The 21959-nt window shown below is 68.3% G+C and carries 16 protein-coding genes and 1 rRNA gene; 13 read left to right on the plus strand and 4 right to left on the minus strand.

Annotation, left to right across the window (positions count from 1 at the left end; genetic code table 11):
• Positions 1-100, plus strand: a 5S ribosomal RNA gene (gene rrf, locus HQ314_RS15270); the annotation flags it as partial.
• Positions 101-208: 108 nt separating this feature from the next.
• Here rrf and HQ314_RS15275 read toward each other — a convergent pair.
• The 3 genes from HQ314_RS15275 to HQ314_RS15285 all read right to left on the minus strand — a co-directional run bounded on the left by HQ314_RS15275 (position 209) and on the right by HQ314_RS15285 (position 3911).
• Entirely contained in the window at positions 209-733 is a 525-nt protein-coding gene (locus tag HQ314_RS15275) for a gluconokinase (RefSeq protein ID WP_373428237.1), read from the minus strand.
• A 1-nt stretch (position 734) separates the two neighbouring features.
• Positions 735-2117, minus strand: coding sequence for a GntP family permease (locus HQ314_RS15280; RefSeq protein WP_222650530.1), 1383 nt, complete (start codon positions 2115-2117; stop codon positions 735-737).
• Between the two features lie 111 nt (positions 2118-2228).
• Entirely contained in the window at positions 2229-3911 is a 1683-nt protein-coding gene (locus HQ314_RS15285; RefSeq protein WP_222633246.1) for an ABC-F family ATP-binding cassette domain-containing protein, read from the minus strand.
• A gap of 94 nt (positions 3912-4005) precedes the next feature.
• Between HQ314_RS15285 and HQ314_RS15290 the strand changes: the two genes are divergently transcribed.
• A complete protein-coding gene (locus HQ314_RS15290; protein ID WP_027507268.1) occupies positions 4006-4857 on the plus strand; it encodes a Cof-type HAD-IIB family hydrolase in 852 nt (283 codons plus the stop codon).
• A gap of 10 nt (positions 4858-4867) precedes the next feature.
• Here HQ314_RS15290 and HQ314_RS15295 read toward each other — a convergent pair whose 3' ends face one another.
• Positions 4868-6958 (minus strand): N-acetylmuramoyl-L-alanine amidase, encoded by a 2091-nt coding sequence (locus HQ314_RS15295; protein WP_222650531.1) that lies wholly within the window; start codon positions 6956-6958, stop codon positions 4868-4870.
• A 223-nt stretch (positions 6959-7181) separates the two neighbouring features.
• On the opposite strand from HQ314_RS15295, the gene glf reads away from it, so the two are divergent.
• The 11 genes from glf to fadD32 all read left to right on the plus strand — a co-directional run bounded on the left by glf (position 7182) and on the right by fadD32 (position 21950).
• Positions 7182-8381, plus strand: a complete 1200-nt coding sequence (glf, locus tag HQ314_RS15300; RefSeq protein ID WP_308119433.1) for a UDP-galactopyranose mutase — start codon at positions 7182-7184, stop codon at positions 8379-8381.
• Positions 8378-10270 carry a glycosyltransferase gene (locus HQ314_RS15305; protein WP_027507271.1) on the plus strand — a complete coding sequence of 631 codons (1893 nt, stop codon included), beginning with the start codon at positions 8378-8380 and terminating at the stop codon, positions 10268-10270. The genes glf and HQ314_RS15305 overlap by 4 nt, the downstream gene beginning before the upstream one ends.
• A gap of 19 nt (positions 10271-10289) precedes the next feature.
• Positions 10290-10835, plus strand: a complete 546-nt coding sequence (locus HQ314_RS15310) for a phosphatase PAP2 family protein (protein ID WP_051613706.1) — start codon at positions 10290-10292, stop codon at positions 10833-10835.
• Positions 10832-11737: a decaprenyl-phosphate phosphoribosyltransferase gene (locus HQ314_RS15315; protein WP_027507272.1), complete on the plus strand. Its 906-nt coding sequence runs from the start codon at positions 10832-10834 to the stop codon at positions 11735-11737. Before HQ314_RS15310 ends, HQ314_RS15315 begins: the two co-directional genes overlap by 4 nt.
• 49 nt (positions 11738-11786) lie before the next feature.
• On the plus strand, positions 11787-13607 hold the full coding sequence (gene zomB / locus HQ314_RS15320; protein ID WP_308119466.1) for a flagellar motor control protein ZomB: 1821 nt from the start codon (positions 11787-11789) through the stop codon (positions 13605-13607).
• Positions 13608-14005: 398 nt separating this feature from the next.
• Positions 14006-14962 (plus strand): alpha/beta hydrolase family protein, encoded by a 957-nt coding sequence (locus HQ314_RS15325; RefSeq protein ID WP_261770348.1) that lies wholly within the window; start codon positions 14006-14008, stop codon positions 14960-14962.
• Between the two features lie 231 nt (positions 14963-15193).
• The gene (locus tag HQ314_RS15330; RefSeq protein WP_222650532.1) at positions 15194-17053 is read left to right on the plus strand and encodes an alpha/beta hydrolase-fold protein; all 1860 of its coding nucleotides are present in this window, start codon (positions 15194-15196) and stop codon (positions 17051-17053) included.
• 177 nt (positions 17054-17230) lie between these two features.
• Positions 17231-17740: a DUF732 domain-containing protein gene (locus HQ314_RS15335; RefSeq protein ID WP_197027875.1), complete on the plus strand. Its 510-nt coding sequence runs from the start codon at positions 17231-17233 to the stop codon at positions 17738-17740.
• Between the two features lie 10 nt (positions 17741-17750).
• Entirely contained in the window at positions 17751-18740 is a 990-nt protein-coding gene (locus HQ314_RS15340; RefSeq protein WP_081821493.1) for a cutinase family protein, read from the plus strand.
• Positions 18741-18853: 113 nt separating this feature from the next.
• A complete protein-coding gene (locus tag HQ314_RS15345) occupies positions 18854-19858 on the plus strand; it encodes an LLM class F420-dependent oxidoreductase (protein ID WP_027507278.1) in 1005 nt (334 codons plus the stop codon).
• Positions 19859-20054: 196 nt separating this feature from the next.
• Positions 20055-21950 carry a long-chain-fatty-acid--AMP ligase FadD32 gene (gene fadD32 / locus HQ314_RS15350; RefSeq protein WP_027507279.1) on the plus strand — a complete coding sequence of 632 codons (1896 nt, stop codon included), beginning with the start codon at positions 20055-20057 and terminating at the stop codon, positions 21948-21950.
• Positions 21951-21959 lie beyond the last annotated feature (9 nt).

The raw sequence follows: 21959 nt of genomic DNA on the forward strand, positions 1-21959 counted from the left end.
AGGGGAAACGCCCGGACCCATTCCGAACCCGGAAGCTAAGCCCTCCAGCGCCGATGGTACTGCACCCGACAGGGTGTGGGAGAGTAGGACACCGCCGAACAACCCTTCCCAGAAAGCCCCCCGACCACCGGTCGGGGGGCTTTCTGCATTCACGGGTCATGCACCGGCAGAAGGACTTTCGCCGTGCCCCCCGCCGGCCGGCATGGTGCTACCGGGAGGCGCCCACTGCCTTCATGGCAGCTGCGACCACCTTCTCGACGCCGTCGACATCCGGCACTCCCGCGCCGTGCTCGTCCGCCTGGAGGTCCTCGAGGGTGTCGAACTGCGACTGCAGCAGAGACGGGGGCATGAAGTGCTTCCTGCGCGACATGCGGTCGAGAAGCGTGTCGTAGTCCGCTTGCAGATGGACGAAGAACAGATCCGGGTAGCCCCCGCGCAGCCAGTCCCGGTACCGCCGCGTCAGGGCGGAACAGGCCGCCACCGACGTTCCACCCTCGTCTGCCACTCGTTCGATCTCACCTGCCACCGCGGCGAGCCACGGTCGACGGTCGTCGTCGTTCAGCGGGTGGCCTGCAGACATCTTGTCGATGTTCGCCTTGGGATGAAAAGTGTCGCCCTCGATGAAGGTGCTCCCCAGTGTCGTCGCCAGTGCGCTGCCGACGGTGGTCTTCCCGGTCCCCGACACACCCATCACGACGATGTGTCTCGGAATGCCGTCGGCGTGGTCCGTCACGTCAGAACACCACCCAGAGCAGTGAGGCGAGCGCGAAGACCGCGAGTCCCAATGTCGTTTCCATGACCGTCCAAGTCTTCAGAGTCGTCTTCTCGTCCATGCCGAAGAATCGGCTGACGAGCCAGAAACCCGAGTCGTTCACGTGCGAGAGCACGGTGGCTCCCGCAGCGATCGCGAACACGAGCAGTGCGATGTCGAAGTTACCCAACCCGAGCTCGACCACCTGAGCCGAGACCAGGCCGGCAGTGGTCGTCAGCGCCACCGTCGCGCTGCCCTGCGCGACGCGGAGAGCCGCCGCGATGAGGAACGCCTGCACGATCAACGAGAACCCGAGATCCGACAGTGACTCCGTCAGAGACGCACCGATGCCGCTGGCGCGAAGGACTCCGCCGAACATTCCGCCGGCGCCCGTGATGAGGATGATCGCGCACACCGGGCCCAGGGCGTCGTCCATGAGCGACGTGGCCTTGGAGACGGAGAACCGTCCGGGTGCCAGGACCACGAGCGACAGGAGCACCGTCAGCAGCAGAGCGACGGGTGTCTGCCCCAGGAGAATGAGTGCGTCCGCCCACCCGGCGTCCTCCGAGACGATTCCGGCGGTCTGCAGCGTCGAGACACCGGTGTTCAGGCAGATGAGTATCAGCGGGAACAGGAGCAGTCCGAGGACGGCCAGGAAGCGCGGTGGCGCGACGGGCGGAGCGTCGGGGTCGTCGGCTGCATCCGCGAACAGCGCGGCCGGGCTGGTGACGAACCGGCGACCCAGGCGCGTACCGACCAGGTAGGAACCGAGGAACCACGCGATGATCGCGACCGGGAGCCCGACGACGAGAGTGACGCCGATGTCTCCGCCCATGAGGTCCGCCGCTGCCACGGGTCCCGGGTGCGGCGGCACGATCGCATGCATGGCCGCGAAGGCGCCGGCTGTCGGCAGCGCGTAGAGCAGGACGGATCCGCCGAAGCGCCGCGCCACCGAGAAGATGATCGGCAGGAAGATGACGAGACCGGCGTCGAAGAAGATCGGGAACCCGAAGATCAAGGCGGCGACGCCGAGCGCGAAGGGAGCGCGTTTCTCACCGAAGCGTGCGATGAGGGTGTCCGCGAGAACCTGGGCCCCACCGGTCTTCTCGAGGAGTCGGCCGAGCATCACGCCCAGCGCGACGAGCAACGCGACGTTGCCGAGTGTCCCTCCGAAGCCCGAGAGGAGCGTGTCGGGTACGTCCGCGAGCGGGATGCCTGCGGCGACCGCCGTCACCATGCTGACCAGAACGAGCGACAGGAAGGCGTGGAGCTTCACCTTCATGATGAGGAAGAGCAGGACGGCCACGGCGATGGCCGCGACCGACAGCAGGTAGGCCGTTCCGTGTACCGGTTCCATGATGTCCACGCCGAGTCACCCTTTCGCGTGCCGAGATGTGTCCCGACACTAACGGCGCGACTCGCACGCACGGCGTTGCACGCGCCTCACCGTGTCCGAATCGTCACGTCCGGCGGGGTGTCATCGAGCGCGTGCCACGCGGCCCTCGTCCCACACCGGTTCACCCGACTCGTACACCCGACCGTCCGCCCCGAAGACGAGGAACCGGTCGAAACTCCGAGCGAACCATCGGTCGTGCGTCACCGTGACCACGGTTCCGTCGAACGCGACGATCGCGTCCTGCAGGGAGTCGGCCGACTCGAGGTCGAGGTTGTCGGTGGGTTCGTCGAGGAGAAGCATCGTGGCGCCGGACAGCTCCAACAGCAGGATCTGCAACCGTGCCTGCTGACCACCGGAGAGGTCGTCGTACCTCTGCTCCGCCTGGCGGGAGAGCCCGTAGCGGTCCAGTGCGCGGGACGCGGCCTCCCGTCCCATCCCGTCACGGTGCGAGGTCCCGCGGTGCAGGATGTCCAGCAATGTGTTGCCCTCGAGGTCGGGACGGGTGTGGGTCTGAGCGAACAGTCCCGGGCGGACCCGCGCACCGAGAGTGGCTGTGCCCGTGTGCGGTACGGGTGCCAGGTCGAGTTCGCCGACGGGAAGGTGCTCGAGGTCGGGATCGGTTCCGCCGGCAGCGAGCAGCCGCAGGAAGTGCGATTTGCCGGACCCGTTGGAGCCCAGTACGGCCACGCGGTCGCCGTACCAGATCTCCGTGTCGAAGGGCTGCATGAGTCCGGTCAACTCGAGTGACGTGCACACGAGTGCACGCTTCGCGGTCCGTCCTCCCGTGAGCCGTACAGCGACGTTCTGGCGGAGCGGCACCGCCTCGGGTGGGCCCGCCTCCTCGAACTTCGCGAGCCTCGTCCGGGCCGCCTGATAGCGCGAGGCCACACCGTCGTTGAACTTCGCCTTCTCGCGCAGCCGCAGTACGAGCGCCTGCAGTTTCACCCGCTCCTCGTCCCACCGCGCCTTCAACTCGTCGAGTCGCGCGTTCCGCTTCTCGCGTGCCTCGGTGTAGGTGGAGAAGCCGCCGCCGTGCACCCACGCCGAGGCGCCGTTGATCCCTGGCTCCAGTGTCACGATGCGAGTTGCGGCCGTGGACAACAACTCTCGGTCGTGGCTGATGAACAGTACCGACTTGTCCGACGCGGCGATGGTGCGCTCGAGCCACCGCTTGCCCGGCACGTCGAGGTAGTTGTCGGGCTCGTCGAGCAGCAGCAGCTGATCGTTGCCCGCGAACAGTGCCTCGAGCACGAGCCTCTTCTGCTCGCCGCCACTGAGCGTGGACGCGGCCCGCCATTTCGCGCGTTCGAACGAGGTGCCCATCGCGGCCATGGTGACCTCGTCCCAGAACGGCTCGAGGTCGTACCCACCGATGTCGCCCCAGTCGGACAGCGCCTGTGCGTAGGCCATCTGGGTCGCTTCGTCGTCGTGCTCGATCATCGCGTTCTCGGAGTCGTCCAGTCGCCGGGCGGCCGTACGGACGGGCTCCGCACACACGGACAGCAGGAGGTCACGCACCGTCGACTCGTCGCGCACCTGGCCGACGAACTGCCGCATCACCCCGAGCGTTCCGGAGCGCGTCACGCTCCCCTCGTCCGGCGGCACGTCACCGGCGACGATGCGGGTGATGGTGGTCTTGCCGGTGCCGTTGGGTCCGATCAGTGCGGTCTTGGCGCCGTCACCGACCCGGAAGGACACGCCGTCCAGCAGTTGGCGGCCGTCGGGCAGGAAGTAGTCGACGTCGGACAGTTCGAGATGGGACACAGGACGTCAGACTACGGCCGGTCGATCGCGTCCTCCACGCCATATTCGTGCGTCGCTGGAGACGTCGCGGAACCCCGTCGGGCAAACTTGACCGATGCAGCCCACACAGCGACCCGTCACTCCCGGCGAGACCGGACGGCCGCGGCTCGTCGCATCGGACGTCGACGGAACGCTCATCGACCACCACGAGCGCGTGACGGCTCGAACGAAGGCCGCGGTGCACGCCGTCGTGGCGGCCGGGGACACCTTCGTGCTGTCGACGGGTCGACCGCCGAGGTGGATCGGGCCCATCGTCGAGCAGCTGGGTCACGCGCCCATGGCCGTGTGCGCCAACGGCGCCGTGATCTACGACAGCGAGAACGACGTGGTCGTGTCGGCGCGGACGTTGAGCGTGACCGATCTGGCCGAGCTGGCCGCTCTTGCGGAGTCCCTCATCGCCGGGTGCGGCCTCGCGGTGGAGCGGGTCGGCCGCAGCGCGCACGACGCGGCGACGCCGCAGTTCGTGAGCTCCCCCGGCTACGAGCACGCGTGGCTCAACCCCGACAACACCGAGACGTCCTCGGAGGAGGTGCTGTCCGCCCCCGCCGTGAAATTGTTGATCCGGCAGTCGTCGATGACGAGCGGGGACATGGCGGCCGCGCTGACGTCCCATGTGGAGCACCTCGCCGACGTGACCTTCTCGACCGACAACGGGCTGATCGAACTGAGTCCGCCCGGGGTGTCGAAGGCGTCGGGACTGCTGGAGATCGCGCGCACTCTCGGCATCGACGCGTCCGAGATGATCGCCTTCGGAGACATGCCGAACGACGTGCCGATGCTGACGATGGTCGGCCACGGCGTCGCGATGGGCAATGCGCACCCTGCTGCGATCGCCGCGGCCGACGAGGTCACCACGAGCAACGCGGACGACGGCGTCGCCCGCGTGCTCGAACGGTGGTGGAGCTAGAGGAGAACGATCAGCCGACGGGCGCTGCCTCGGGAGCCGGGGCAGCCTCGGGGGCCGGTGCGGGAGCGTCCACCGGCGCGCCGGCGTTCATCTCCGCGGTGTACGTGTCGGTGAAGGTCTTCACGACCGTCGTCACGATGCCCGTGATCTCGTCGAACGAGAGCGACCCGTTCTCGAAGTCGGACTGCCATCCGTTCGGGATGCGGTACTCGTCGGACGTCGGCAGTCCGAGGGATCCGGACTCCGAGCCCATGGCGACGAACTGCTTGAAGATCTGGCCGAGCACCGAGACCACCTGGCCGGTGGGCGTCGTGTAGATCGATCCGTTGGCGAAGTCCGCGCGGGTCTGTCCCTCGGGTGCGGGGAGCAGTCCGGTCAGGGCGGCGCCGAGTCGACCCGACTCACCGCCCTCTGCGACCCACTTCTGCACGATCGGGTTCTGAACGCCCATCGCGAGGAGTTCGGACACGAGCCCGGTCAGCGTGTTGCCGGGTGCCGGTGACGACGCGTCGACACTCGGGGGAGCGGCGACGGGCGGCGCCACCAGGCCCTCGTCGGTCGAGGTCCCGGTACCGGGCTCCGCCGGTGTCGGGGTGCCGGTCCCGTTCAGGTTGGCTGCCGCGATGGACCGGATGTCGTCCATACGTGCGTAGGCGGCGTCGCCCGGGCACTCGGTGTTGCCGACGTCGCGGTGCGCGAAGATCACCGGGAGATCGATCGAGCGGCCCTGCTGGACGAACGTGTACTGCGTGCCCTCGGACGTCATCGTGGTGGTCCCCTTCGGGTCCAGGCCGGCCTTGCCGAGACGCCACCCGAGGAACTTGCCGGCAGCGTCGAGCGACTCCTGCGTCGGCTGCTCCGAGCTGTAGTCGCCCATCAGCGCGATGCCCATGGTGTTCTCGTTGAAGCCGCCCGCGTGCGCGCCCTCGACGTTGCGATCGAGGCCACCTGCGCGGCCCTCGAACACCTGGCCGTACTTGTCCACCAGCACGTTGTAACCGATGTCGCACCAGCCCAGTGTCTGCGCGTGGTACGCGTAGATCGCCCGGACGATGCCCGCGGACTCGTCCTTGCTGTAGTTGTTGCTGCCCGCGGTGTGGTGCACCGTGGCGCCGCCGAGAGAGTCGTCGTACGTGGGCGAACCGCAGCGCTTCGACTCGTCCGCTCCCCACTGGGCGCGGGTGATCACGGCGGGGCCGGAGCCGTCGACGGGGGTCGCGATGTCACTCAGCGTGCTGTCGGCCGCCGAGGTGCCGGGCGTGATGAGCACGGCGGTCGCGTCCGCGAGGGCGTTCGCGATCGGCTGGGCCCGTAGCGGGCGGGACGACGACGCCGGGACGTAGCCGAGCTCGGGTGCCGGCGCGAAGGGATCGGCCGCGTCGGGAGCGGGAGCCGCCTCGGGTGCCGGTGCCGCCTCGGGAGCGGGTGCCGGCGGCTCGACCGGGAAGGCCGGGTCGGCGGGGTTCAGCACGGCGCCGGCCGGGACGGTGGGGCTCAGCAGGAACTGGACGCGCTTGGTCAGGCCCACGTAGATGGGCTCCGTGCCGTTGGCGACGGCGGGCACGTCCGAATCGGTGCGACCGGTGTCGATGGACTGCGTCTCGTTCCACGGACCCCAGGAACCGTCGTCGAGCTGGGCACGCACACGGGCCACCGCAGAGCCGAGCTGGTCGGCCGTCAGCGCGACCATGCTGAAGGGGGTGTCCTGGGACACCTCCTTGACCACGGCGCCGTCCTGCGAGCCGTCCACCTCGGACGGCGCGGGGGCAGCCGGATCGGTGGGCGACGCGGCGGGCACCTCGGGAACCGTGAGTCCGGGGATGGACGGGATCTCGAAAGAGTCGGGCAGCGACAGATCGCGCAGCGACCCCAGGTCGATGTCCGGCAGATCCAGCCCGGTGAGTTCCTTCACGGGGATGACGATGTCGGGTGCGTTCGCGAGCGCCAGCTTGGCGATCTGCGTGGGAACGACGGTGGTCGTGTCGTTGGCCGCGCGCACTCCGGTGGTGCTGTCCCCGACGGCGTAGACCACGACAGGACTCGTGACCGCGAGTGCGGCGACGACACCCAGAATCAGTGACGGCTTCGGTCGACGGTGCAAGACGATTTCTCCCCTGGTAGACGTTGCCCCGCGATCACCGTCACATGTGACGGATGTGACTCATGTGATAGATGATGCGCAACAAGCGCCACACTAACCACAGAAACACCAACCATCAACCTCAAGTAGAGGGTTCGGCCAGGTGTTCGAACGATTCGCCCGTCGGGAGGGTCGACGTGCGGGTTGCGGGACGACTACACAGCGTCGGATACCCTGGTCACCCGTGACTGATACTTCGCGAGGACGGTACGACCTGATCGTCGTGGGGTCCGGTTTCTACGGCCTCACGATCGCCGAGCGGAGTGCCGCGGAACTGGGAAAACGAGTGCTCGTGCTCGACCGGCGCTCCCACATCGGAGGCAATGCCTACTCCGAACCCGAGCCCGGTACCGGCATCGAGATCCACAAGTACGGCGCCCACCTCTTCCACACGTCGAACGAGAAGGTGTGGGAGTACGTCACTCGCTTCACCGAGTTCACGGGCTACCAGCACCGCGTGTTCGCCCTGCACAAGGGCCAGGCGTACCAGTTCCCGATGGGCCTGGGCCTGGTGTCCCAGTTCTTCGGCCGCTACTTCACTCCCGCCGAGGCGCGCGCGCTCATCGAGGAGCAGTCCAGCGAGATCTCGGTCGAGGACGCCGCGAACCTCGAGGAGAAGGCCATCGCGCTGATCGGCCGCCCGCTGTACGAGGCGTTCGTCCGCGACTACACCGCCAAGCAGTGGCAGACCGATCCCAAGGATCTGCCCGCGGGCAACATCGCGCGGCTCCCGGTCCGCTACACCTTCGACAACCGCTACTTCAACGACACCCACGAGGGTCTGCCCGTCGACGGCTACACCGCGTGGCTCGAGAACATGGCGAAGAGTGACCTCATCGAGGTCCGGCTGGACACGGACTGGTTCGACGTCCGTGACGAACTCCGGGCCGAGAGCCCGGACGCGCCGATCGTCTACACGGGACCGCTGGACCGGTACTTCGACTACTCCGAGGGCGAACTGGGTTGGCGCACACTCGACTTCGAGACCGAGGTGCTCGACACCGGTGACTTCCAGGGCACCCCGGTGATGAACTACAACGATGCGGACGTGCCCTACACGCGCATCCACGAGTTCCGGCACTTCCATCCCGAGCGCGACTACCCCGCGGACAAGACGGTCATCATGCGCGAGTACTCCCGGTTCGCGGAGTCGGGAGACGAGCCGTACTACCCCATCAACACTCCCGACGACCGCGCGAAGCTGGCGGCCTACCGGGCCCGCGCCAAGCAGGAGACGGCCGAGAACTCCGTCCTGTTCGGCGGCCGACTGGGCACCTACCAGTACCTCGACATGCACATGGCCATCGCCAGTGCGCTCACCACGTTCGAGAACACGTTGCGCGCGCACCTCGAATCCGGTGCCCCACTGGGTGATTCGGCGTGAGCGAGGACCAGTTGCTGGGGCGGTCGCTGCTCCAACGCATCCTGCTCCCGCGCGCCGGTGAGCCGCTCGACGTCCGCACCCTGTACACGGACGAGGCCCGCACCAACCCGCGCCGCGCGCATTCGCTCTCTCGCACCTCGGTGTCCATCGGATCCGAGTCGGAGGTCTCCTTCGGCACGTACTTCAACGCGTTCCCGGCGAGCTACTGGCGACGGTGGAGCACGCTGGATTCCGTCGTCCTGCGGGTCGAGCTGATCGGCCACTGCCGCGTCGACGTCTACCGCTCGAAGGCGGACGGGTCCCGGATCCACGTCCAGGGCGGCGACACCGACGACGCGACGACGGTCGACGGCGACGTCACGACTCTCGAGTTCGTCGTCGAGCTCGGTCCCTTCGAGGACGGCGGATGGATCTGGTTCGACGTCACCACGGACACCGACGTCGAGGTGCGGTCCGCCGGGTGGTTCGCACCCGTCGACGCGCCCGGACGCGCGTCCGTGGCCATCGGCATCCCCACGTTCAACCGGCCGACGGACTGCGTGAAGGCGCTGACGGCGATCGCGTCCGATCCACTGGTCATGGCCGTCGTCGACGCCGTCATCGTGCCCGACCAGGGCACCCGCAAGGTGCGCGACGAGCCCGGATTCGACGACGCCGCGGCCGCGTTCGGCGATCTCCTCAGCATCCACGACCAGGCCAACCTCGGTGGATCCGGCGGATACAGCCGGATCATGTACGAGGCGCTCGAGAACACCGACGCCGAGCACATCCTCTTCATGGACGACGACATCGAGATCGAGCCCGACTCGATCCTGCGGGCGCTCGCCATGGCCCGCTTCGCGAAGGTGCCGACACTCGTCGGTGGCCAGATGCTCAACCTGCAGGCACGAAGTCACCTGCACGTGATGGGCGAGAAGATCGACACCGGCATCTTCATGTGGGGTGGCGCCCAGAACGTCGAGTACGACCACGACTTCGCCGAGAAGCCGCTCCGCGAGTCGACACTGCTGCACCGCCGGATCGACGTCGACTACAACGGCTGGTGGATGTGCCTCATCCCGCGGGTGGTCGCCGAGACGATCGGTCAGCCGCTGCCGCTGTTCATCAAGTGGGACGACGCCGAGTACGGACTGCGAGCCCGCGAGGCCGGGTTCCCCACGGTGACTCTGCCGGGGGCCGCGATCTGGCACATGGCGTGGAGCGACAAGGACGACGCCATCGACTGGCAGGCGTACTTCCACCTGCGCAACCGCCTCGTGGTGGCGGCGTTGCACTCCCCGGGTTCCGCCCGCGGCCTCGTGGTGAACACCGTCAAGGCCACGATGAAGCATCTGCTGTGCCTCGAGTACTCCACGGTCGCGATCCAGAACATGGCGATCCGCGACTTCCTCGCCGGCCCCGAGCACATCATGGACATCCTGCCGACGGCGCTCGCCGAGGTGCACCGGGTACGCAGGCAGTACCCCGACGCCGTGGTCGTCCCGTCGTCGACGTTGCTCCCGCCGGCCAGCGGCGCGGACGTTCCCGCCGTCGCCGAGCCGGTCGGCGCCGTGGCCAAGGTGTCCCGGCTGGCGAAGGGCCTGATCCACAACGCCCGAGGTGCGCAGCGGCAGCACCACGACCGTCCCCAGCTCAACGTGCCGACGCTCGATGCGCGCTGGTACCTGCTCTCGCAGGTCGACGGTGTCACCGTCACCACCGCCGACGGACGCGGCGTCGTGTACCGCAAGCGGGATCCGAAGATCGCCTCCGCGCTGCTCGGAGAGGCGCTCTCGCTGCGCCGCGAGCTGGCGTCGCGCTTCCCCGAGCTGTCCGACCGGTACCGTCGCGCCGTGCCCGAACTCACCAGCAAGGAGCGTTGGGAACGTGTCTTCTCCTATCCGAACTGACAACCTGGTTCGAACCGACCTGCGGGTCCTCACCGCGGTGCAGGGCAGCGTCGGATCACTGCCGGGCGCCGTGCGTGTCGCTCGGGGGATGTCGCACTTCGGTGAGCACGCCCTCGGGTGGATCGCCATCGGCGGTGTCGGTGCCGTGGTCGACTCGGCGCGGCGCGAGCAGTGGGCGTCGGTCGCGGTCGGTGCCGTCGGTGCGCACGCGGCGTCGATCGTCGTCAAGCGCATCTCGCGGCGTCGGCGCCCGACCCATCCGTCCGTGCGCGTCGGCGTCTCCACGCCCAGCCGGTTCAGCTTCCCGTCGTCGCACGCGACGTCCACCACGGCCGCGGCGCTGCTGATCGGCCGCGCGAGCGGTCTGCCCGTGGCACCGGTGCTGGTGCCCGCGATGCTGGTGTCGCGCCTGGTGCTCGGTGTTCACTACCCTTCCGACGTACTCGTGGGCTCCGCGCTCGGCGCGCTGTCCGCGGCGGCGACGGTGCGAGCCGAGAAGAACGCGGCGGTCCGATTCGGCCTGACCGGCGGAGACGCAGCGGCCACGACAGCAGGAGCAGCATGAGCGAGGAACCCGCCGTCGTCGGCGCGCCCCCGAAGAACCTGGCCACGGGCATCGTAAAGGCGGTGCGCCCGCGCCAGTGGGTCAAGAACGTGCTGGTCCTGGCGGCGCCCCTGGCTGCCGGCTCGGTCACCGAGAGCTCGGTGCTCCTGCCGGTCGCGCTCGCGTTCCTCGTCTTCTGCATGGCCGCGTCGGGCATCTATCTGGTCAACGACGCGATGGACGTCGAGGCGGACCGGGCGCACCCCACCAAGCGATTCCGTCCCATCGCGGCGGGTGTCCTCCCGGTCAACCTGGCCTTCGCGATGGCGGTGGTGCTGCTCGGCGGCGCGATCGGGCTCTCGTTCCTGGCCAACTGGAACCTCGCCGTGGTCATGGGCGTCTACATCGCGGTCCAGCTCGCGTACTGCTTCGGCCTGAAGCACCAGGCGGTGCTCGACATCTGCATCGTCTCGTCCGGCTTCCTGCTGCGCGCGATCGCGGGCGGCGTGGCGGCCGACATCCCGCTGTCGCAGTGGTTCCTGCTGATCATGGCCTTCGGATCGCTGTTCATGGCAGCCGGCAAGCGGTACGCCGAACTGCAGCTCGCCGAACGCACCGGCGCCAAGATCCGCAAGTCGCTGGAGAACTACACCACCACCTACCTGCGGTTCGTGTGGACGCTCAGCGCCACGGCCGTCGTCATCTGCTACGGACTGTGGGCCTTCGACCAGGACGCGAAGAACGGCAGTTCCCTCTTCGCGATCTCGATGGTTCCCTTCACTGTCGCTATCCTGCGGTACGCAGTGGACGTGGACGGTGGCGAAGCGGGCGAGCCCGAGGAGATCGCACTCGGGGACCGGGTGCTCCAGATGCTCGCCATCGTGTGGATCGGAGTGGTGGGTGTCGCTGTCTACCTCGCATGAGGAACTGACAGAACGTACCGGCGACGAGCAGTCGCGGGCCGAGGACCGGGTGGGAGCGCCCGGGTGGGCCCGAGCGACCGGCGTCGCCGGTATCGCCGTGGTCGCGGTGCTGACCTTCTGGGGCGCCTGGGACCGCCGTTGGATCGCGGACGACGGACTGATCGTGCTGCGCACGGTACGCAACCTCCTGGCCGGCAACGGGCCGGTGTTCAACGCGGGCGAGCGCGTCGAGACCAACACGAGCGCCGCCTGGACCTACGTCGTGTACGCCTTCTCGTGGCTCAGCGGTGTCCGCCTCGAGTACGTGGTGCTGACCATCGCCCTCGTGCTGACGACGGCGGCCGTCACGGTCGCGATGATCGGCACGGCACGCCTGTACGCCGGGCGCGCGGTGCTCGTGCTCCCCGCAGGAGCGCTCGTCTACATCGCCGCACCGCCGGCACGCGACTTCGCGACGTCCGGCCTCGAGTCGTGCCTGGTCATCTTCTGGATCGCGGTCCTGTGGTGGCTGATGCTCCGGTGGGCGGACCGGCGGGTGGAGAACCCGTCGACGGCACTCGTGCTCGTCATCGCGTTCTGGGGCGGACTGTCGCCCCTCGTCCGCCCGGAACTCGTCATCGTCGGCGGCCTCGCGCTCCTCATGCTCGTCGTCGCGACGTCGGGATGGATCCGCCGCGGAGCCGTCGTCGTGGTCGCCGGTCTGCTCCCGGTGGGCTACCAGATCTGGCGCATGGGCTACTACGCGCTGCCGTACCCGAACACCGCGGTGTCGAAGGACGCCGGCGGCGCCAAGTGGGCGCAGGGTTCGACGTATCTGTGGAACCTCGTGGGGCCCTACGCCCTGTGGGTGCCCGCGGTGCTGGTCGTCGTGGCCGCGGCACTGGCCGCCACCCGGATCGGGCCCGGTGCGGCTCGCCGTGGCGAGGCGCCGAGCGGTCTCGCCGGACTGGTCTCGCGGATCCGGACGCCGAGCGCCGTGGTGGTCTTCGCGCTCGTGTCGGGTCTGATCTCCACGGTGTACGCCGTGCGCGTGGGCGGCGACTTCATGCACGGCCGCACTCTGCTCCCCGCGCTGTTCCTGCTGCTGCTCCCGGTCGCCGTCGTGCCGATCCCGCTGCGGCGCGGGATCGTGGCGCTGGTGTCGTGCGTCGCGCTGTGGCTCGGCGTGGTCGTCTGGGCGGTCTTCGCGGCCACCACCACCGGCATGCCGCAGGGCACGACGGTCGGGCGTAGCGGCATCGTCGACGAGCGGGCCTTCTACTCCGAGAACACCGGCCACCGCCATCCGATCCTGGCCAGCGACTACCTGGACTACCCGCGCATGCGGGCAATGGTGCAGACCATCGAGAACACGCCGGACGGCGGTCTGTTGCTGCCGTCCGCGCAGTTCACCTACTGGGACGTGGTGCCGCCGCCCCTGCCGATTCCCGAGGGCGGCGACGAGCACGTCGTCTACTTCCTCAACTTGGGAATGACCAGCATGAACGTGGGGCTCGACGTCCGGGTGCTGGATCAGATGGGCCTGGCGTATCCGTTGGCGGCGCACACGGAACGGCTCGACAACGGCCGCATCGGACACGACAAGAACCTGTACACGGACTGGGTGGTCGCGGACACCGGAATGGTGGACGTGCATCCCTTCCTGCCGTTCTATCTGGACGAGGAATGGGTGGAGCAGGCGCAGGTCGCGTTGACCTGTCCGGAGACGCAGGAACTGCTGACGTCCTACCGTTCGGAGCTCACGCGGGCCCGATTCGTGCAGAACTTCAAGCACTCGTTGGATCTCGCGGGGTACCGATTCGACCGGGTGCCGAAGTACGAAATACAACGGTGTAATTTGGAGATGCCCCCGGAGCGGCCCGCATCGTGACGATGTGCGGCAAGTGAGATCCGCGTCACAGTGAGATCACCGGGTCATGGCGTTTCGGTGTCGTGAGTATTCCGATTTCGACGTCCCGGCTGGATTCCGGCATCTCGTTTGTGTAACGCTGTCTCCGTCGGCGGAGATATGTGTAGATGATGTGCGTCGACGTGCAGGATCGCCCGCGGGGCGATCGTGCGCGGAAGACGAGACCGATGGTTCAGGTTCCGAGGTCTTCCTCGGAGCGTGACCGGATATCGATCGACGAAGCGGTGCGGCCGTCCGGCTGCACGGAACTGTGAGAGGCCGAATGTATGCGTGACGGGTCCGTTACCGATGTCGCTGGTGACGACAGCGCTCTGCCGCGTAAGGCTTCACGCCTGCGCACCCCCCGAGTGGGCCGACGTATGCGTCAGGCCCTCGTCTCCGTCGTGATGGCCGCCGCCATCCCCCTCGGCCTCGCGGTCGTGGGCACCGGAGCCACTGCCAACGCCGAGATCCGTGCCGGATTCGACGTCTGGTCCGACTCGTCCATGGGTCCGATCAAGAGTCGCGTCTGGCGCGCCGCCGACGGCAACACGTCGAAGGTCGTGTACCTCCTCGACGGTCTCCGCGCGACGCCGGACATCAGCGGCTGGGAGCACGAGACCAATGCGGGCTCGTTCCTCTCGGACAACAACATCAACGTCGTCCAGCCGGTCGGCGGTGAGTCCAGCTTCTACACCGACTGGTACGCACCGTCGAACTTCAACGGCCAGCAGATCACGTACAAGTGGGAGACGTTCCTGACGCAGGATCTCCCCAACCGTCTCGCAGCGGGTGACCTCGGCTTCTCGCGTCAGAACAACGGCATCGTCGGTCTGTCGATGGGCGGCAGCGCTGCGCTGACGCTCGCCGCGTACCACCCGAACCAGTTCAGCTACGCCGGCTCGCTGTCCGGCTACCTGAACATCTCGGCGCCCGGCATGCGCGAGGCCATCCGCGTCGCGATGCTCGACGCCGGTCGCTACAACGTCGACAGCATGTGGGGACCGCCCTGGAACCCGGCGTGGCTCCGCAACGACCCGTTCGTCTTCGCGCCGCGTCTGCGTGACAACGGCACGCGTGTCTGGGTCTCGGCCGCCAGCGGCCTCCCGGGCAACTACGACCGTCCGGGCTCGCTGCTCGACTACTACAACACCGCCAACGGCATGGGCCTCGAGGCTCTGGCGCTCGCCAACAGCCGCGCGTTCCAGGTCCGCATGGCCTCGATCGGCGCCAACAACGTCACCTACAGCTTCCCCGCGCAGGGAACGCACCGGTGGGGTTACTGGTTCGATCAGATCGTGCAGATGATGCCCGACCTGAAGGCCAACATCGGCTGAGTCAGCTCGGTAGTCGACTGCCCCGGCCCTCGCTTCGGCGACGGTGTCCGGGGCTGTCGCATGTTCTGAGGCGACTCCAGTAACATTTGCACCACCAGTCACAGCGAGTCTCCCCGAGACCGTCGTCGTGACCGTGTAGAACAAGATCGGCGGCACTCTCGACGGACCGGACCTCTCCGGCACGCCGACGGCCCCGCACAGTCTGACGTTTCGAGGAAGCGAGTCCCACACATGCGAGTTCCGAACGGCCGGAGAGCGCGGATCCTGTCCGCCCTGGCGGTCACGCTGGTTCTTCCGCTCGCAGGGGGCCAGGCCGCCACGGCGGTCGCGTCTCCGGTCCACGCGGCACCGGTCCAGTCAGCGCCGCTGCGCGCGCAGGCGGATGCCGGCGCCACCGTGTCCGCGGTCGATTGGATCACCGACCGCCGTGTCGCGGTGTGGGTGAACTCGCCGTCCATGGGAGTCCCGATCCAGGTGCAGCTGCTGCTCGCGCGCGACTGGAACAAGAACCCGCAGGCCACGTTCCCGTCGGTGTGGATGCTCGACGGCATGCGCGCGACCGACACCGAGAACGGCTGGACCGCCGAGACCGATGCCGAGTCCTGGTTCGCCGACAAGAACGTCAACGTCGTGCTGCCCGTCGGCGGTCAGTCGAGCTTCTACTCCGACTGGGCCGAGCAGAACAACGGCCGGAACTACAAGTGGGAGACGTTCCTGACCAAGGAGCTCCCGCCCATTCTCGAGCGTGACTGGCGCTCCAACCAGACGCGCGCGGTCGCCGGTCTCTCCATGGGCGGCACCGCCGCGATGACGCTCTCGGCGCGGAACCCGGGCTTCTTCCGATTCGCCGGATCGTTCTCCGGCATCCTCAGCACCACGACGCTCGGCATGCCGCAGGCCATCGGGTACGCCATGCAGGACGCGGGCGGCTTCGACGCCGGTGCCATGTGGGGCGTGCCGTCGAGCGAGCTGTGGGCTCAGCACGACCCGTACGTTCTCGCGGAGAAGCTGAAGGGCATGAGCCTGTACGTCTCGAGCGGCAGCGGTACCGCCGGACCGTACGACCAGCAGTCCGACATCCCCGGCATCAGCACCAACTACGCCGGCATGGGTCTCGAGATCCTGTCGCGGCTCACGTCGCAGACGTTCGCGACCAAGCTCAACAAGCTCGGCATCCCGGCCTCGATCAACTACCGGCCGTCCGGAACCCACTCGTGGCAGTACTGGCAGTTCGAGCTCCGCCAGGCATGGCCGCAGATCGCCACCGCCCTCGGTGTCGAGGTGGACAAGCCCGCGTGCAGCGTCGGCGGGAACATCGGCGGCACCGCGAGCGCCAACGGATGGCTCGGCGACTGCCTCACCTCCGAGTACGACGTCGCGGGTGGGCGCGCACAGGACTTCCGGTTCGGTCGCATCTTCTCCTCCGACGGGGGCACGAACGTGGTCGCCGGTGCGATCGGTGGCGCGTACGCGGCCAACGGTGGTCCGGCCGGCGCGCTGGGCATGCCGCTGTCGGGTGAGCTCGGAACCCCGGACGGCCGTGGACGCTACAACTCGTTCCGCAACGGAATGGTCTACTGGACCCCGCAGACCGGTGCGCACGCAGTGCGCGGCGCGATCCTCGACGAGTGGGCCCGCCAGGGCTACGAGGGTGGGCCGCTGGGCTACCCGCTGCGCGACGAGGTGCAGACCCCGAACAAGCCGGGTGCGGTCCAGGGCTTCGAGATCGGTGCGATGTACTTCTCGCCCGACACCGGCACACACGCCGTGATGGGCAAGATCATGGAGAAGTACGGCCAGCTCGGGTGGGAGAACGGGGCACTCGGCTTCGCGAAGACCAACGAGGTCCCGGTCCGTGACGGCGGTCGTTTCACCGAGTTCCAGGGCGGCAACATCTACTGGTCGCCCGCGACCGGCGCGTGGTCCATCCTCAACGGCCAGATATTCGACGCGTGGAAGAGCGCCGGTTACGAGAACGGTCGCCTGGGATACGTCACCAGCGATCAGTTCGACATTCCCGGCGGTGTCCAGCAGAACTTCCAGAACGGCTTCGTGACGGTGCGGGACGGCGTCGTCCAGATCGTTCCCTGACCCGACACCGGGCGGTGCCGACACGGTGGGACTTCGCCTCGGCGGCCGGCCTCCGGCCTTCCCGCACACAGAGTCCTCTCAGACCGTGCCGGTACCGTCCGCTGTCAGTTGCCGTGCCCCGATGACAGTAAGGACGTTTTCGTGACCTCGAGGTTCGCCACCACCGTCGCTCCCGTGATGCTGGCCGTCGCGGCCGGCGCTCTGCTCACCGCGTGCGGCGGCGACGACTCCTCGGCCAGCAGCACGCCGTCCCTCACGTCGAGCGCCACCGCCGCTGCGACCACGACGGAGGCGCCGACCTCCACGTCCGCGTCCGCCACGTCGACCTCGCCTGGCGCGACCACGAGTCCGGGCGCGGCGGCGACCGCTCCCGACGAGGCGGAGCCGGTGCCCAGTGGCTTCCCCGGCCCGACCGAGGTGCCGATCGACGCACGTGGAACCGCGTTCCTCGACGCTCTGAAGTCCCGCGGCGTCACGGTGGCCGGCAACGGCGACATCGCCATCGGCACGGCGAGCTACATCTGCGCCGCCCAGTCCGAGGGTGTGGCGGACGACCAGGTCCTCACCTTCGTCACCGCGAACGTCGGTGCCGAGGCGTCGGCGTCCGGTGCGACCATCAGCGCCGAGGACGCGTCGCGGACCGCACAGACGTACGTCGACGTCGCGCGCTCGACGTACTGCGGATAGGCGGCGCCTCGTGACACGATCCGGTCGGCCCGGGCCGCCGCGTCGGCGTTCGGTGGCGCGCACACTGCTCGTCCTGCTCGCGGTCGCGCTCGTCGTCGTCCTCGTCCTGCTGTTGCTCTGGTACCTGCTCGCGGGTCGACTGACGACACCCGGTCCCGGTGAGCCGCAGGTTCCCGGCGCCGAGCCGCCCACCTCGCAGCCGGCGTCGTGCCCCGACGTGTTCGTGCTCTCGGTGCCGGGCACGTGGGAGTCGAACGCGGCGGACGATCCCTACGCTCCCACCGCGAACCCGATCTCGTTGATGCTGAACGTGACTCAGCCGCTGCAGCAGCAGTTCGGCCCCGAGCGCGCCGAGGTCTACACGGTTCCGTACGTCGCGCAGTTCTCGAATCCCATCGCGTTCCCGCCCGACGGCCAGGCCTCGTACAACGTCAGCCGGTCGGAGGGCGCCGCGAAGGCGAACGAGATCCTGGCGCAGCGGTCCTCGGAGTGCCCGCTCACGTCCTACGTGCTCGCAGGGTTCTCGCAGGGAGCAGTCATCGTCGGCGATCTCGCCGCGTCGATCGGCGCAGGGGCGGGTCCGGTTCCGGCGGAGCGAGTCCTCGGCGTCACCGTAATCGCGGACGGCCGACGCGACGGCACCAGCGCGCAGCAGATCGGCCCGCCGGTGGACGGCGTGGGCGCGGAGGTGGCTCTCGGCGGTCTCGACGTACCCGGAATCACCATGACCGGTGCCCGCCAGGGTGGGTTCGGTGCGCTCGCCGATCGGACCTTCTCGATCTGCGCTCCCGGCGACCTCATCTGCGCGGCGCCGCCCGAGGCGATGTCGCTCCGGAACATCCCGTCGTCGCTGACCGCACTGGCCGGTGCGGCGGGTAATCCGGTGCACGGCAACTACGCTCGGTACGTCGTCGACGACGCCGGCACCACCGCCACACAGTGGACGGCGAACTGGGCGGCGGGGCTCGTCGCGTCGGCTCCGACGCCTGCTCACAGCTGACGGAAGGTGCTGCGCGGGGCAACTTTGGTCTCGAGCCGGTAACGGTTAGAGTGGCGAGTCGGCTTCGACTCCGGCCACCGCACCTTCCCTCGACGCTGCAGGAGAGAAAATTCATGAGTTCTGCCGACGCCGCGGCCACCACTGCGCCACTGCGCACGTTCCGCTTCGCGGCAGGTGGTGAGGGCAACCCGGACGAGGGCGGCGCACGGCGTTTCGTGAAGTTGGCGCAGAAGGCGGAGGAGCTGGGTTTCGACAGCTTCATGATTCCCGACCACCTGGGCAACCAGGTCGGCCCCATCGCCGCGCTCGGCGCGCTGGCCGTCGCCACCGACAAGATCCGCCTCGGGACCGCAGTCCTCGCGAACGGTTTCCGTCACCCGGCGGTGCTGGCGAAGGACGCGACGACCATCGACCAGATCTCCGGCGGACGGCTCGAGCTGGGCATCGGTGCGGGCTGGCTCAAGGAGGAGTACGACAAGGCGGGCATCGCCTACGAGAGCCCCGGTGTGCGCATCGAGAAGCTCGACGAGTCGCTCACCATTCTCGACACCCTGATGCGTGGGCAGGAGTGCCACTTCCAGGGCAAGCACTACCAGGTGAACGGGTTGCAGGGCAGCCCGCGGCCGCGCCAGGGCCCCCGGCCTCCCATCGCCGTGGGCGGCGGCGGCCCGAAGATGCTCGCGATGGCAGCCAAGCACGCCGACATCATCTCCCTGGTCCCCAGCACCACGCGCGAGGGCAAGCTCAAGCTGTCCGAGATCACCATGGAGAAGAGCATCGAGCGTGTCGAGCTCATCCGCGCCGCTGCGGGCGACCGGTTCGCCGACATCGAGCTGAACTGGACCATCACGACCATCCTGATCTCGGACGATCGGGAGCAGACGGCGGAGATGGTCATCGGTGCGCTCGACAACGGCTTCCCGCCCAACATGGAAGTCGACACCCGTCTGACCGTCGAGCAGATCCTGGAGTCGCCGTACATCGCGATCGGGAGCTTCGAGGAGATCGCGGACCAGATCCGGAACGTGCGGGCCCGGACGACGATGTCGTACGTCGGTGTATTCCCGACGCAGATGGACGCCTTCGCTCCGGTCATTCCGCTGCTGGCGGGAGAATGACGGTCGTCGCTCGGCGGGTCTGTACCATGCTTGTGGTTCTCGCTGTCACGATCGGTGAGCGGGACCGGTGAGACTTACCGGTGAGTAAGATGACGACGCTCGAGAACGAGCGCGTGCATCCAGCAGACCGCGCCCACATCAGAACTGGGCGGTGTCGTGTAGCCGGCGGTGTCGCACTGCTTCGGAGGAGAGAATGATGAGTAACTCGTTCGACGATTTCGTCGACGACACCGGCAACATCGTGATCCGCGAGGATCTGACGCTGGTCCGCCACGTCGAGCAGAACGTCGCGGACAACGGCGACGACCTGGCCTACCGCTACGTGGACTACTCGCGGGAGCGCGACGGTGAGGTGCACGAGCTCACCTGGTCGCAGTTCGGTGCCCGTCTGCGCGCCGTGGCCGCGCGCCTGCAGCAGGTGACGTCGCCCGGTGACCGCGTGGCGATCCTCGCTCCGCAGGGCCTCGACTACGTCGTGGCGTTCTTCGGTGCCGTGTACGCGGGCACCATCGCGGTACCGCTCTTCGATCCGGACGAGCCCGGACACAGCGACCGCCTGCACGCCGTGCTCGACGACTGCTCGCCGTCGGCGATCCTCACCGCGACCAACTCGGCCGCCGGTGTACGCCAGTTCTTCCGCGCTCTTCCCGCAGCGCAGCGCCCCCGCATCATCGCGGTCGACGCCATCCCGGACAGCGTCGGCGCCACCTGGACCGAGCCGCCCACCGACATCGACGCGATCGCGTACCTGCAGTACACGTCCGGATCGACCCGCGTGCCGGCCGGTGTGGAGATCACGCACCGCGCCGTCGGCGTCAACGCCCTGCAGATGGTCGACGCGATCGAGCTGAACCACGACTCGCGCGGCGTCACGTGGCTGCCGCTGTTCCACGACATGGGCCTGCTCACGGTGATCCTGCCGGCGCTGGGCGGCAAGTACATCACCATCATGAGCCCGCGTGCCTTCGTGCAGCGGCCGTGGCGATGGATCAAGGAACTCGCCGCCGTGTCCGACGGTGCCGGCACATTCGCGGCCGCACCGAACTTCGCGTTCGAGCACGCGGCACAGCGCGGCCTGCCGAAGAACGGCGAGTCGCTGGACCTGTCCAACGTCATCGGCCTGATCAACGGCAGCGAGCCGGTCACCACCACGTCGATGAAGAAGTTCAACGACGCGTTCATGCCGTACGGACTGCCGAAGACGGCCATCAAGCCGTCGTACGGCATGGCGGAGGCGACACTGTTCGTCTCCTCCACCAAGCACTCGGACGAGGCCAAGGTCATCCACGTCGACCGCACGGAGCTCAACTCCGGACGTGTCGTCCAGGTCGCCGAGGGAACGCCCAACTCCATTCCGCAGGTGTCGTGCGGCTATGTCGCACGCAGCCAGTGGGCCGCCATCGTCGACGCCGACTCCGCGTCCGAGGTTCCCGACGGGCACGTCGGTGAGATCTGGCTGCACGGCGAGAACATCGGCAAGGGTTACTGGGGTCGGGAGAAGGAGACCTCGGAGACCTTCCACAACAAGCTGGTCTCGCGCCAGACGGAGAACAGCCACGCCGACGGTGCGGCCGAGGGCGCGAACTGGATGCGCACCGGCGATTTCGGTGTCTACGTGGACGGCGAGCTCTACATCACCGGTCGTGTGAAGGACCTGGTCATCGTCGACGGCCGCAATCACTACCCGCAGGACCTCGAGGCATCCGCCCAGGACGCGAGCACGGCCCTGCGCCCCGGTTTCGTGGCGGCCTTCGCCGTGCCCGCGAACCAGCTTCCCGACTTCGTCTTCGAGCACGGCGGCGCCGGACTCACCCGAGACCCGGGTGACTCGTCGGAGCAGCTGGTCATCGTGGCCGAGCGGGCGCCGGGCGCCGGCAAGGCGGATCCGCAGCCCATCGCGGACACCGTGCGTGCGGCGATCTCGACTCGCCACGGCGTGACGGCACGCGACATCCTCCTGGTTCCCGCCGGTTCGATCCCGCGTACGTCCAGCGGCAAGATCGCGCGTCGGGCCTGCAAGGCGGCGTACATCGAGGGCACGCTGCGTGGTGGCTACCAGCAGACGGCGTTCCCCGACAATCCCGAAGACTGATCACCCGAC

Origin of the sequence: Rhodococcus sp. BP-332, assembly GCF_019836065.1 — a bacterium.
Taxonomy (GTDB): Bacteria; Actinomycetota; Actinomycetes; order Mycobacteriales; family Mycobacteriaceae; genus Rhodococcoides.

Bases quoted from the DNA above. Each gene is read 5' to 3' on its own strand.
- HQ314_RS15290 (WP_027507268.1), top strand. From the start codon at position 4,006: ATGCAGCCCACACAGCGACCCGTCACTCCCGGCGAGACCGGACGGCCG.
- HQ314_RS15315 (WP_027507272.1), top strand. From the start codon at position 10,832: ATGAGCGAGGAACCCGCCGTCGTCGGCGCGCCCCCGAAGAACCTGGCC.
- HQ314_RS15330 (WP_222650532.1), top strand. From the start codon at position 15,194: ATGCGAGTTCCGAACGGCCGGAGAGCGCGGATCCTGTCCGCCCTGGCG.
- HQ314_RS15335 (WP_197027875.1), top strand. From the start codon at position 17,231: ATGCTGGCCGTCGCGGCCGGCGCTCTGCTCACCGCGTGCGGCGGCGAC.
- fadD32 (WP_027507279.1), top strand. From the start codon at position 20,055: ATGAGTAACTCGTTCGACGATTTCGTCGACGACACCGGCAACATCGTG.
- HQ314_RS15325 (WP_261770348.1), top strand. From the start codon at position 14,006: ATGCGTCAGGCCCTCGTCTCCGTCGTGATGGCCGCCGCCATCCCCCTC.
- HQ314_RS15345 (WP_027507278.1), top strand. From the start codon at position 18,854: ATGAGTTCTGCCGACGCCGCGGCCACCACTGCGCCACTGCGCACGTTC.